Annotated in this window: 12 protein-coding genes; 7 read left to right on the top strand and 5 right to left on the bottom strand. The window is 24.4% G+C overall.

Annotated features, from left to right (window positions below):
- Nucleotides 1-222: 222 nt before the first annotated feature.
- Nucleotides 223-831, top strand: coding sequence for a potassium channel family protein (locus QZ146_RS05180; protein WP_295722594.1), 609 nt, complete (start codon nucleotides 223-225; stop codon nucleotides 829-831).
- A 112-nt stretch (nucleotides 832-943) separates the two neighbouring features.
- The gene (locus QZ146_RS05175) at nucleotides 944-2,185 is read left to right on the top strand and encodes a magnesium transporter (RefSeq protein WP_295722593.1); all 1,242 of its coding nucleotides are present in this window, start codon (nucleotides 944-946) and stop codon (nucleotides 2,183-2,185) included.
- A gap of 1 nt (nucleotide 2,186) precedes the next feature.
- On the opposite strand, the gene QZ146_RS05170 is transcribed toward QZ146_RS05175, so the two are convergent.
- Both QZ146_RS05170 and QZ146_RS05165 read right to left on the bottom strand, forming a co-directional pair.
- On the bottom strand, nucleotides 2,187-3,083 hold the full coding sequence (locus tag QZ146_RS05170; RefSeq protein ID WP_295722592.1) for a hypothetical protein: 897 nt from the start codon (nucleotides 3,081-3,083) through the stop codon (nucleotides 2,187-2,189).
- A 10-nt stretch (nucleotides 3,084-3,093) separates the two neighbouring features.
- Entirely contained in the window at nucleotides 3,094-4,062 is a 969-nt protein-coding gene (locus tag QZ146_RS05165) for a hypothetical protein (protein WP_295722591.1), read from the bottom strand.
- A gap of 337 nt (nucleotides 4,063-4,399) precedes the next feature.
- Here QZ146_RS05165 and QZ146_RS05160 point away from each other — a divergent pair, with 337 nt between their 5' ends.
- Nucleotides 4,400-4,798, top strand: a complete 399-nt coding sequence (locus QZ146_RS05160) for a Zn-ribbon domain-containing OB-fold protein (protein ID WP_295722590.1) — start codon at nucleotides 4,400-4,402, stop codon at nucleotides 4,796-4,798.
- Nucleotides 4,799-5,058: 260 nt separating this feature from the next.
- The gene (gene thiL, locus QZ146_RS05155; RefSeq protein WP_295722589.1) at nucleotides 5,059-6,171 is read left to right on the top strand and encodes a thiamine-phosphate kinase; all 1,113 of its coding nucleotides are present in this window, start codon (nucleotides 5,059-5,061) and stop codon (nucleotides 6,169-6,171) included.
- 113 nt (nucleotides 6,172-6,284) lie between these two features.
- On the opposite strand, the gene QZ146_RS05150 is transcribed toward thiL, so the two are convergent.
- Complete coding sequence (locus tag QZ146_RS05150; RefSeq protein WP_295722588.1) at nucleotides 6,285-7,538, bottom strand: glycosyltransferase family 2 protein; 1,254 nt, start codon at nucleotides 7,536-7,538, stop codon at nucleotides 6,285-6,287.
- Between the two features lie 320 nt (nucleotides 7,539-7,858).
- Here QZ146_RS05150 and QZ146_RS05145 point away from each other — a divergent pair, with 320 nt between their 5' ends.
- From QZ146_RS05145 to amrS, 3 genes are all read left to right on the top strand, one after another.
- Nucleotides 7,859-8,122 (top strand): hypothetical protein, encoded by a 264-nt coding sequence (locus QZ146_RS05145; protein ID WP_295722587.1) that lies wholly within the window; start codon nucleotides 7,859-7,861, stop codon nucleotides 8,120-8,122.
- A gap of 20 nt (nucleotides 8,123-8,142) precedes the next feature.
- A complete protein-coding gene (locus tag QZ146_RS05140; RefSeq protein WP_295722586.1) occupies nucleotides 8,143-8,535 on the top strand; it encodes a type II toxin-antitoxin system VapC family toxin in 393 nt (130 codons plus the stop codon).
- A 99-nt stretch (nucleotides 8,536-8,634) separates the two neighbouring features.
- On the top strand, nucleotides 8,635-9,639 hold the full coding sequence (gene amrS / locus QZ146_RS05135) for an AmmeMemoRadiSam system radical SAM enzyme (protein ID WP_295722585.1): 1,005 nt from the start codon (nucleotides 8,635-8,637) through the stop codon (nucleotides 9,637-9,639).
- A gap of 88 nt (nucleotides 9,640-9,727) precedes the next feature.
- Here amrS and QZ146_RS05130 read toward each other — a convergent pair whose 3' ends face one another.
- Both QZ146_RS05130 and purE read right to left on the bottom strand, forming a co-directional pair.
- Nucleotides 9,728-10,993 carry a UbiD family decarboxylase gene (locus QZ146_RS05130; protein ID WP_295722584.1) on the bottom strand — a complete coding sequence of 422 codons (1,266 nt, stop codon included), beginning with the start codon at nucleotides 10,991-10,993 and terminating at the stop codon, nucleotides 9,728-9,730.
- A gap of 131 nt (nucleotides 10,994-11,124) precedes the next feature.
- A complete protein-coding gene (purE, locus tag QZ146_RS05125) occupies nucleotides 11,125-12,156 on the bottom strand; it encodes a 5-(carboxyamino)imidazole ribonucleotide mutase (RefSeq protein ID WP_295722583.1) in 1,032 nt (343 codons plus the stop codon).
- Between the last annotated feature and the right edge of the window lie 292 nt (nucleotides 12,157-12,448).

Genomic DNA, 12,448 nt, shown 5'->3' with positions numbered 1-12,448 from the left:
TCTTTTATTATTTTTTTTAATTAAAATTTACATTTTTATTTTCTTTATACTTATTTTATTTATTTTATTATTCCAATTATTTTTTTTAAATTTTTTTTTTTAATATTTCAAATTTTAAAATCAAATATATAATTCTTTTTATATTAAAAAATATAAATTATAAATAATTATATTTTTAAATAATTAAAAAAATTAAATAATTTTTATATGTGAAGGGATTAAATGTCAAGTATAAAAGATATATTAATTGAAATGAAGAATATGTCAGAGTTAATGGTTCATTTGTCCTACTCTGCCGTTCTTTTTAATAGTAAAGATGCCGCGTACGAAGTGTTAAGACTTGAAAACCGAGTCAATAGTTTAAATTATGAGATTAAAACACAATCTCTACTGGCTGCAAGATCAAAAGAAGACGCTGAAAGATTAACTGCATTACTTGAAATTGCAGAAGCTGCAGAATCTATTGCAGATGCAGCAAAGGATTTAGCAGACATAGTAATTAAAGGTATTAAACCTCATCCAGTATTCAAACGTGTTATGGAAGAATCTGATGAAAGGATAACTGGTGTTAGTGTTGTATCTAATAGTGAATTATGTAATAAAAGTTTAGGAGAATTACTCCTAAATACTCGTACAGGTATGAGAATCATAGCTATTAGAAGACGTGATTCTTGGATTTATGGTCCAAATAAATATACTGTAATTTTAGAAGATGATGTCTTACTTGCAAAAGGAACAGAAACTGGTTCTGATTTTTTAGTTCAAATTGCAAAGGGTGAAAAGTCATTCGACGATTTATCTGATATTATCGATGATATTGATGATAATTAAATATTTTTTTACAATTTTTACCTTGACCTTTGCTTAATTGAATTAATAGTGGTGATTAATTTTTAAAATTTAGATTTTTAAATTTAAAAAAAGAATTATTTTAGTTGATACAATGAGTAAATTAAGCGAAGTTGAAAGGTTGCCTTATATTATTAAATCACATAAATCAACCATTAATGAAAGTTTAATTGCACTTTTTATATGTGCTATTGGAGATTTATGTGCTGGAATAATTTTAGGAAATATGACTTTTTTCTTCAAATCATTTCCAGGGCTTCTTGTTTTAATCCCAGGTGCTATTGGAATGAGAGGTAATATATTTGGTTCTTTTGCATCAAGGATTAGTTCTAATTTACATATTGGAACTTTAGAACCTGAATTTAAACAGTCTAGTATTTTAAATATTAACTTTTCATCTTCAATTATTCTTACAATGGTCTTATCCTTATTTTTAGCAATTTTTGCTAAGATTATGTGTATAATAATAGGCCTTAATAGTATTAGTCTTATGGATTTTATTCTTATATCCTTATTTGCAGGTTTTATCTCTTGTTTAATAATGTTGCCAATTACTTTATTTATTTCATTTAAAAGTTATAATGGTGGATGGGATCCAGATAATGTTACAACTCCAATTGTAGCAGCATTTGGTGATTTGTTTACACTTCCTTGTATAATTTTATCTATTTTCATATTAGAATTTTTAAATCTTAATTTATTTGTAAAGACTATTATATTTATCATATTAATTATTATGGTAATAGCATTATTTATTCATGCTTTATATTCAGATGATTATCTTAAAACTATTTTAAAACAGTCTACTCCTGTATTAGTCTTTTGTTCCTTTTTAGGTATTTTTGCAGGTACTGTACTTGATAGTTTTGCAAGTACTCTTTTAAATAATCCTACAATACTTACTTTAGTACCACTATTTTCAGGTGAAAGTGGAAATTTAGTAAGTATATTAGGTGCTAGATTATCATCAGGTATTCATTCAGGTTTAATTGAAACAGAATTCAAAATCAATGAAAGTGTTGCTATTAATTTTATTATAATTGCACTTCTTTCTGTAATTGTTTACCCAACAATTGCTATTATTGCAGATTTATTTTCAATAATTTTAAATATTCAAACATTCAGTATTTTACATTTGATTTTAATAAGTCTTCTATCAGGGACAGTATTAATTCCTATTATGATGGTTATAGTATTTTTCATCGGAATATATTCTTTTAATAAGGGTTTAGATCCAGATAATGTAGTTATACCAATATCAACAAGTATTACAGATGCCTTATCAAATTCACTTTTAATATTCTTTTCATTTATTGTTATTACTTTTATGCTTTAATTTAATTATACCATGTTTTAAAAATTATATAAGCATCTTGAGATTTAAAATAATCATATTTTAAATAGGTTCTATCAGTATTTTTATCTATAACAACCACTTTTGCCTCTAAAGGATTATTATTTTTTATAATATGGACTATTATTGGGGAATTTTTATTTTCATTTAATGATTGAATGTCACTGTTTAATTTTACACATCCATTAGATGAACTTTTTAGGATTGTTGAGTTAATACCATTACTTAATTTATATTGAAAGTTATTGCTAGATGATAATAGATAATAATCATATTGGTTTAGATTATAGTAAACACCAAAAGAATTACAAATCCAATTATCATCATGACTATCAGGGCAAATATAGTTGTTTGTATTATTAGTACTTAGATTTAATATGGAATATTCACTTAAATAATCTATTTTTACACTTCGATTAACAATAACAACATTGGATGCTTCTATATTAGGATTATCTCCCATAGTTATACTTTCTAGATTATTATTTAAAGGAATTATATTTAGCTGACTTTTAAGCTCTCCATTTAATATATTATTATTTATGAGAATATCGTAATTTTGACTTAAAGCTCTTATTTTACTGAAGGATAGAATTTGCATGTTATTTTCTTCATTTGAGTTTAAACCAGGAGTAAATGAATTTTGATAGTTTATTTTATCCCAATTAGGAGGTGTTCCTTCTGTTTTTATTAAATTATCTAAAACTTCTCTACTTAAGGTCTCTTGTTTATTTAAATCAATGTTATCAGTAATTTTATCCTTTGAAACACTTATCATATTAAATATAATGCCAATAATAACTGTTAAAATAAGTATTGTTATTAAAATGTCAATTGAATAAATCATTGCCTTATTATCTTTAATTATTTTAATTTTCATATAACCACAGTTAAATAAAACCATATTTGCTTTTATGGCCATTTTCTAAAAATATAAAATCAGAGTCACTACTTGTATTGTTTAAAATGATTATATCTCCAGGATAAGGATTTTCACCAAATATTACATGGTCTATTGATACAATAGACCTATTATCTTCTGTTAGAATACCTGGGACTATAAAAGTTTCAAAGCCATAATGAGAACAATTTCCATAACCTTCCATTCTACATAAATAACAACTACCATCACGGCTTTCATGATAATATCCATTTAAAATACAATTTTCACATAAGCCATTTGTTCCATGACTAGTATAGTCTTGATAAGAACATTCTTTAATGATTAATGGAGATTTTCCATTGATATATGGCTCGGTATTTATCTCACCATTAGTCTTTTCATTTAAATAATTCTTAAGAGAATTTTTATAGTTTATTTTATCATTTTCCACCTGAATATCCCTACATTTTAAAAAGGGTAATGGGTCGTATAGACCAACAACAGATATTTTATAGGTGTCTTCACTGCTGTAAGACTTATCATCTTTTGTAAAGTTTAATCTTATTTTAACATTAATATTAAATGGATTTTCATCATTATATACATCTAATACTTCAGAAACAATTGTTATTTTATAATTGTTATAATATTTTCTATTTTCTTCATTTAATTTTTGATTTATTCTATTTTTTAGCTCAATTCGACAGTTTGATAAGGGGTTTTTATTATTAATAATATTTCTACTGGTTTCATTTATTATCTCTAATGATAAAACTGGAACATTAGCCTTATAGTTTTCTATAATATATTCAAAATTATTATCATTGATTTCAGATATTTTATTATTGTTAATATATGTTGAAGTCTCTAAAACTAAAAATCCAACTAATATAAAGCTGAAAATTAAAACAATATTTATGGAACTTATAATATTTCCCTTATTTTCACAAAGGAATTTTTTTAAATTTAATCTCATAAATATTACTAATATATAAGTGAACTAGTAGCTTTTTATTTATTTTTAAAATAAGTTCTATATTTTTAATTAATTTGATTTTTAAAACATTATTTCATTTTTAAATTAATTTTAATTTTTAATTATTTTTTAATTTATAAATTATTAGTTTTTATTATATTTTTAAAATTTTATTATCTTTAAATTAGTTTTATAAAATGTATTTTTATTTTTTTAAAAAAGAAGTATTAATTTAAAATTCACAAATAATAAAAAAATACTTATTTATATTTTAAAAAATAAAATAAATATAATTCATACTAAAAAATAATTATTAATATATTTATGGAGGAATTTTATGTCTGATACAGTAAGAGTATGGCGACATATTCAACAAAGATATAACTTAATCGGATCAAAGTGTACTACCTGTGGTAAAGTATTTTTCCCACCTAGAGTTATTTGTCCTGATTGTAGGAGAAAAGGAAATATTGAAAATATTAAATTCTCTGGTAAAGGTAAAATTCATACTTATTCCGTAATTAGGTCACCATCTGATGAGTTTAAAACTATTGCTCCTTATGCTGTAGCTATTGTTGAATTAGATGAAGGTGCTAAATTAACTGCACAACTTGTAGATTGTGATGTTGACGATATAGAAATTGGTGATCCAGTAGAAATGGTCTTTAGAAAAATTTCAGAAGACGGTCCTGATGGTGTTATTTCATATGGATTTAAATTTAAAATAGTTAAATAATTTTATTTTGCTATTTAAACCATTTTTATTTATTTTGATCCATCACTAGTTATTTTTAATTATTTTTAATAATATTATTAATTTATAAACTATTTTTAGTCTTGTTTTTTATTTAACTTATTTTATTTTTAATTACTTATTTTAGCTATATAATTTTTAAAATTCATTTTCATATAAAGCTATTTATCTAATTGTTTCATTTTTTTTAAAATAATCTTAATTATATAAAAATTTATTTAATTTAAAAACATAGTATTTTTATGGAATCTAATAATTATTCTATTTCATCATTATCAGAAAAAGCCTTAATTGAAAGGATAATTAAATTATCTAAAGGTAGAAAGTCTACACTTAAAGGTGAATATTTTAATTTAATTGGTGATGATTGTTCTGTAATTAGATTTGAAGATAAATATTTGATTAGTACATCTGATATGTTAATTGAAAGTCATCATTTTCCAGAGGAGATGTCATTTTTTGATAGGGGTTTTAAGGCTGTTACTGTAAATGTAAGTGATTTAGCTTCAATGGGTGCTAAACCATTAGGAATTTTAATAAGTATTGGGTTATATAAGGATTTAAAACTCTCTGAATTTGATGAGATTTTTGAAGGAATACTTTCAGCTTGTGACTTTTACAATATTGCTCTACTTGGTGGAGATACTAATGATGCAGATGAGATAATCATTACAGGTACAGCTTTTGGATATACGGAAAAGGAACCTATGATGAAATATGGTTTAAATATTGGGGATCTTGTTTGTCTTACTGGTAATATAGGTTTTGCAGCTTTAGGTTTTGAATTGTTAAATAGAGATGAATATAAGATATACAATCAAAGTATTCAAGCTAATCAATCTAATCAAGTTAATCAAGGTCAATCTTATCAAAATAATTGCGATATTGTTGAATATTCAATTAGTATGGCACTTAAACCAATTGCTAAAATATACGAAGGTCAAATTTTATTAGATTCAAATGTTAAAGTAGCAACTGATATTACAGATGGACTAGGAAGTGAACTTGAATCTTTATTAGAATCAGATAAGAAATATTATTTTGCAAATAACCAAACAGATGAAAGTTCATATAATAAAGGTATTAGAATTTATGAGGAAAAATTAGATATAAGCAAGGATTATTTAGAGATTTCAGATAATTTAGACCTTGATACATTAGAACTGAAACTTAATATAGGTGAAGATTTTGAGTTATTATTTATTATACCTTTTGAGCTAAAAGATTCACTTAATAAATTATTGGACTTTAAAGTTATAGGTGAGGTTATAGATAAAAATACACTTGAAATAGTACTCTCAGATGGTGATATTGTAAACTTATCTACAAAAGGTTATGACCATTTTAAAAGTTAAATAATTTTTTAATATAGTTTAGCTTATAATCTACTATTTTTTCATTTATTAATTAATTAATAAATAAAATTACTATAAAAAAACTTTTTTAAATAGTAATTTTTAAAATAGATCTATTCATTATTTTCTAGTTTAGTAATCTTATTGTCTTTTGCTTTTATTTTATTATTTAAGGATTGAATTTCAATTTCCATATCTTTAATTTTATCATTAAGCTCAGTGATTCTTTCTTGATCATATTTTAACTGGTCTTTTAGTTCATTGTTTTCTCCATTGAGCTTATGGTAATTATTTTTATAGAAAACATAACTATTACTTTTACTTAAAATTTTATCTAAAAATGAAGATTTACTATTTTTTTCAACTTCTATTTTACTTTCTTTTTTATTTTCTATCTCATCAAGATTGATTTGATTTTTATAATTGTGAATTTCCTTTGCAAAGTAAATATTATTTTCAAGTAAATTTGCAAGTGGATTTTCCTTGTATTTGTATTTAATTTCTATATCATCACAGAAATCAATATTCATTGGTTGTTTAATTAATGGAATATCTAATTCCTGGTCGAAATCTTCTCTATCTTTATTGTGTTTAAGAGCATATTGGGTTGCAAATTCAGTTACATCTTCCATATCTAGGGAACCTGTTTCTTTAATCTTATTAAACATAATTATGTAATGATAACTAATATTTGATTTTACAACTTTTCTTGCAAGACTATTAGGATAATTAGTTAATATTTTAGACATGGTTTGTTTTATTGAACGTAGTGGGAAATGTGCTAAAATTAGGCCATTATCTTTAATATTAGTAACTTTGCTTTTATCTTTATTTTCAACAGTTACTCTATGGTTTCCCATTGAAAGGCCTGCATTATATTTTTCATATAATTTTTTTGTAGTTATAACCTTACCATTCATCTCAAGAGATGGATCTCTTATATATTGAATTCTTCTAGGTACAAGTAAATCTTCCTCATCATCTTCTTCTGTAGGTACATAGGATACACGTTCTACAGTATAATATGCATCATTTGGGATTTTTTCAATATATTCTCTTGGATTTCCTTCACGGGTGGTTATAAATTCATCAGCATCTATTGGACATATTATATCTGCATCATATTCTTCAATTACTTTTTTAAGTAAAAAATTATATTTTTCTAATGGTTCAAAGTATTTATCTGTATCTATAATAACTTTAATCTGTAATCCTTCAGCTATTAATTCTTCTAAAATATAATTTGTATCATCTGTACTACCATTATCTAAAATTAACATAAAATCTACAATATTCAGATGATATCTAACGAAAGATTCAATTATATCTGCTTCATTTTTAATTGTTGTAATAGATGCAATTTTCATAAATATGCCTACTAAGTTTTTTTTATTTTTTTTTAATTTTTATAATATTATTATTTTAATTAAATAATAACAATTAGTATTATATAATTAAAATATTTAAATATAACTACGATTTTTCATTGTCTATATTAAAAAACTCTTTTTTACTAGTAATTTATTTTTAGCTATTTAATTTAAGAATATTTCAACGATTTATTTTCATTTATAATAAATCAATAATTTAAAAAAATAGTTTTGAAATGTTTGAATAGTATTTAAAAAATATTTATATAAGTATATTAATATACAATAATACATAAAATTACTATATGGTGTTAAAAATGGCAACAACAGTTAGAATAGATGAAGATGTAAAACAACAATTAAAAATTAAAAGTGCGGAATTAGGAGTTAAACAAATAGAATTAATAAATAAATATGTTATTGAGGGGATAAAAAGAGATTCAACTCCTGAAAAACCCGTTCCAACTATTGATGAGCTAGAAAAACTATTAAATCATGATAATCACCAAGGTAATGGATTAGATAAATTATGTGGTATAATTGATAACGATAAAATTGTTGACGAAGTAGATGAAAAATAAGTGTTTGGAGAGATTATTAAATGTTATTTATTGATAGCTCTTATATTATTGCTTTAATGAATAAAAAAGCAAAAAAACACAAAGAAGCTAAACAAATAAATGAACTAATTAAAAAGGAATACACTACTATTAACTCCACTGTTTTAATTGAAATCTTAAATAATTTAACTAAAAAAAGATATGAGCTATTAAGAGATGATATAATTAATATATTATATAATATGAATAAAATAGTTTATTTAACACCCAAAGATTATGATAAAGCTCTTCATATATGCAAAGATTATAATTTTGCTATTAACTATTCCGATTGCACTATTTTGAAAACAATGATTGATTATAATATTAATACAATAGTATCTTTTAACCGTGATTTTGATAAAATTAAGGAAATAAATAGATTTTATTTATAAAATAATTTTATTTAAATTTTTAATTTTCAAATTTTACACTTGAAATGGTACACTTAAGTAATATAATTTTTTTTATTTAATTCTTTTAGTGGTGTTAAGATGTTTTATGAATCAATATTATATGAAAATCTAACAAATGAAAGGGTACAATGCAATATATGTAATCATAATTGTATTATTGATAATAATACCTATGGATTATGTGGAACTCGTTTAAATAAGGAAGGTATTTTATATTCTATAAATTATGGTCAAGTTTCATCACTTAACACAGATCCGGTTGAGAAAAAACCATTTTATCATTTTCATCCTAATAGTTTAGCATATTCTGTAGGTGGTTTTGCCTGTAATATGTCATGTTTAGCCTGCCAGAACTATACCATATCACAAGTTCACACCAAAAACATAGACTCAAAGAATATACTTCCAGAAACCATTGTGGAAAATGCACTTAAATCTAAATCTTTATCAATTGCTTATACCTATAATGAACCTACTATGTTTTTAGAATATGTTCTAGACACATCTAAAATTGCATCCAAAAACAAACTTAAAAATCTCTACATAAGTAATGGTTATATGACAAGTGATGCACTTGATTACTTACTCAAATATATTGATGGATTTAATATTGATTTAAAATTTTTTTCAAATAAATTGTATGGGAAATATTCAGATGCCTCACTAGATGAGATTTTAGATAATTTAATAAAGATATATGAAAGTAAGGCTCATCTTGAAATAACAAATTTATTAATCACTGGTTTAAATGATAGTCCTCATATGATAAGAGATTTAATTAATTTTATAAAAGATAATTTATCTCCAGATGTACCAGTCCATTTTTCAAGAGCATTTCCCTATTATAAAATGAATAATATTCTTCCTACAAATCCTGAAACCTTAATAAATGCATATAATATGGCAAAAGAAATGGGTCTTCAAAATGTCTATTTAGGAAATATCCAACATAATCAGAATTCATATTGTCCAGAATGTGGTGAGATTTTAATTAAAAGAAATGGATATTCTACAAGTGATTTAGGAAGAATAGTTACTAATAAATGTTCTAATTGCGGATATAAATTAAATTTTAGAATTTAAATATAATAGGTAAATTAATTATTTAACTTCTGCTTTTTAATCAAAAAAATAATTGTAAAAATAAAAATAAAATGAAAGAGTAAATTATTTAAAATTCAGTAAAACTTACTCTATCGAATTTTTCTACTCGTTTTAAATCTTTAGTTGCATCAACACCTATTTTACATGTTGTACCATCAGGTAGTGCTTTTGGATCTAGTGATGAACCTCTTGCACCACTTACTACCATTAAATCTTCATCACCTTTAACCCTTGTAGCTATTGCATATTCAACATCTTCTGCATCAAATAGGTCAATATCCTCATCAACTACAACACAATGTTTAAGTGAAGGGTGTGCAGATAAAGCAGCCATAAGCACATTTTTACCATCACCTTGGGTTTGTTTTACAATTTGAACAACAGCATGTAACCAACAACAACCACCTTCAGTTAAAGCAACATTTAAAACAGTTGGAACTGTATTTTTAACATGTTCAAATATTCTAGGTTCTTGTGGAAGGCCTTGTAAAAGTTTATGTTCAAATCCTGCAGGTATAATACCATGATAATATGAATTTCTTTTAAGATGCATTTTACTTAATTTAATTACTGGTTCATCTCTAACTACATCATATGTATCAGTTAAATCTACAAATGGTCCTTCGCTAGATCTTTCACCAGCAATTATTTTACCTTCAAGAATAATATCTGCTTCAGGAACTTTAATATCAGATTCTTCACAGTTTTGAAGTTTTAATTGCCCATTTTTAAATGCATTTGCAACTTCCATTTCATCTGCATCTATAGGTATAGAACATGTACTTGCAAGTAAGATTGCAGGGTCCATTCCAATACAGATTGTAATATCTAAATTTTCCCCTAATTCTTCAGCTTTATGGAAATATGTATAAAGATTTCTTGGAACAAGTCTAATTCCAAGGGTAGCATTATCTTTAACGAGCATTCTGTGAATTGATGCATTTTGAGCACCAGTTTCAGGGTCACGTGCAAATACTACACCCGCAGTAATATACTTACCTCCATCTTTTGCGTAATGTTTTAAAATAGGAAGTTTAGTTAAATCAGCATCATAAGTTTCATAATCTTCTAAATCTTCATAATTTTCAATTTTTTTTGGATTTTCAGTTGCTTCTATGATTTTTTGAAGAATTTCTTCTTTTTTACAGTTAATTGATTTAGCTATTTTTTCTCTCGTATTACATATTCCAGATATTACGGGGATTTTATGATTTTTAACATTTGTAAATAAAACTGTGTCTTTTGGATATTTTTTTAATATTTCCACAATTTCATATTCACAATCAACTTCCTCATCAATTTCTATAATATTTTTATAATTATTTAATTCCATAGAATCACATTATCATTTTTTTATTTATTTTATTTTATTAAGTTTAATTATTATTTGCTTACTTGTTTTAGTTAATATGGTTTATTAAACATTATTCTTTAATTTTAACTAATTTTAGTTTAAATATTTAATTATATATTAGCAGTTTTATATTTTAATCTTGTAAGTTCTTTTTCAATTTTTTTATCACTAATTGCTAATATTTCACCTGCTAATATTCCACAATTTTTACTGTTATTGATTCCTACAGTTGCTACTGGAGCACCAGTTGGCATACTTACCATTGAAAGTAGAGAATCATTACCTACTAATTCTATATCGCAGGGAACACCAATAATAACCCGTTCGCTATAGCCTGCAATTGAACCTGTAACCTGTGAAGATAAACCACTTACTCCAATAAATAATTTTGCATTTTTCATTTTAATCATATGTTCTTGAAACTTTTTAGGATGTCTAATTGGACTTAAAACAGTTAAATCATATGATATTTTCATTCTATCAAGTAATGTAGATGTTTTTTTAGCAATACTCATATCAGAATTACTTCCAAGTATTAATGCAATATTAGGACATTCCTCAGGTGGTAAAGGGTCAACATCAAGATTTTCATTGACCTTAACTTCTATTTCATCAAAATCATATGGAAGGAAATCTTTTTCAATATAATTTCCATTAAGTTTGTTTAAAATTTCTTTTTCACTACTGTAAACCTTGTTTTTATAAGAAACTCTAAGATTATGGATTCTTTCTCTCATATCTTTATCATAAGTTCCAATTATTTCTGCTGCAAGAATTGCAGCATTATCTCCTCTGTCTATTCCAACAGTTGCAACAGGTGCTGGAAATGGCATTTGAACACAAGAATATAATGCATCTAATCCATCAAATTTTGATTCAACAGGTACTCCGATAACAGGCCTATGTGTAAATGAAGCAATAACTCCAGGTAAATGTGCTGCCAAACCAGCTATTGCAATAAACACTTCAATTCCTCTTTTGGTACCTTCAATTACATCATATTTAACTTTTTGATGAGTTCTATGGGCAGATGATATTTTAAAGTCATAGGGAATTTTTAACTCTTCTAATTTATCTATACACTTTTCTGCAATTTTTAAATCTGAACCACTACCTAATATTATCATTACCTTTGCTCTCACCTTATCACCTATTAGAGTAATTTGTTAAATATAATTATAAAATTTAATTAAAAATGTTTTATTTTATTCTAAAATTATAATTTCAAATTATATTTATTATTATTATAAACTATTATTTATTATTTAAAATTATATTCAAATTATTTTATAAATTTCTCTTTTATTATTTATTAAATTTTGAAATTTTTTTTTAAAGGCTTTGTCATTTTGTTAGTTGGGATTTTATTTTTTTCATCCATCCATTTTTTCTGTTGAATATTTGGTTAAATATACCTTGTTTTGTTCTAAATCT

Source organism: uncultured Methanobrevibacter sp. (assembly GCF_905235195.1).
Classification (GTDB): domain Archaea; phylum Methanobacteriota; class Methanobacteria; order Methanobacteriales; family Methanobacteriaceae; genus Methanarmilla.
The sequence above is the reverse complement of the archived record's forward strand: the minus strand, read 5'-3'. Positions and strand labels throughout refer to the sequence as shown.

Coding starts and splice junctions, on each gene's coding strand:
- QZ146_RS05180 (WP_295722594.1), top strand. CDS start 223: ATGTCAAGTATAAAAGATATATTAATTGAAATGAAGAATATGTCAGAG.
- QZ146_RS05175 (WP_295722593.1), top strand. CDS start 944: ATGAGTAAATTAAGCGAAGTTGAAAGGTTGCCTTATATTATTAAATCA.
- QZ146_RS05170 (WP_295722592.1), bottom strand. CDS start 3,083: ATGAAAATTAAAATAATTAAAGATAATAAGGCAATGATTTATTCAATT.
- QZ146_RS05165 (WP_295722591.1), bottom strand. CDS start 4,062: ATGAGATTAAATTTAAAAAAATTCCTTTGTGAAAATAAGGGAAATATT.
- QZ146_RS05160 (WP_295722590.1), top strand. CDS start 4,400: ATGTCTGATACAGTAAGAGTATGGCGACATATTCAACAAAGATATAAC.
- thiL (WP_295722589.1), top strand. CDS start 5,059: ATGGAATCTAATAATTATTCTATTTCATCATTATCAGAAAAAGCCTTA.
- QZ146_RS05150 (WP_295722588.1), bottom strand. CDS start 7,538: ATGAAAATTGCATCTATTACAACAATTAAAAATGAAGCAGATATAATT.
- QZ146_RS05145 (WP_295722587.1), top strand. CDS start 7,859: ATGGCAACAACAGTTAGAATAGATGAAGATGTAAAACAACAATTAAAA.
- QZ146_RS05140 (WP_295722586.1), top strand. CDS start 8,143: ATGTTATTTATTGATAGCTCTTATATTATTGCTTTAATGAATAAAAAA.
- amrS (WP_295722585.1), top strand. CDS start 8,635: ATGTTTTATGAATCAATATTATATGAAAATCTAACAAATGAAAGGGTA.
- QZ146_RS05130 (WP_295722584.1), bottom strand. CDS start 10,993: ATGGAATTAAATAATTATAAAAATATTATAGAAATTGATGAGGAAGTT.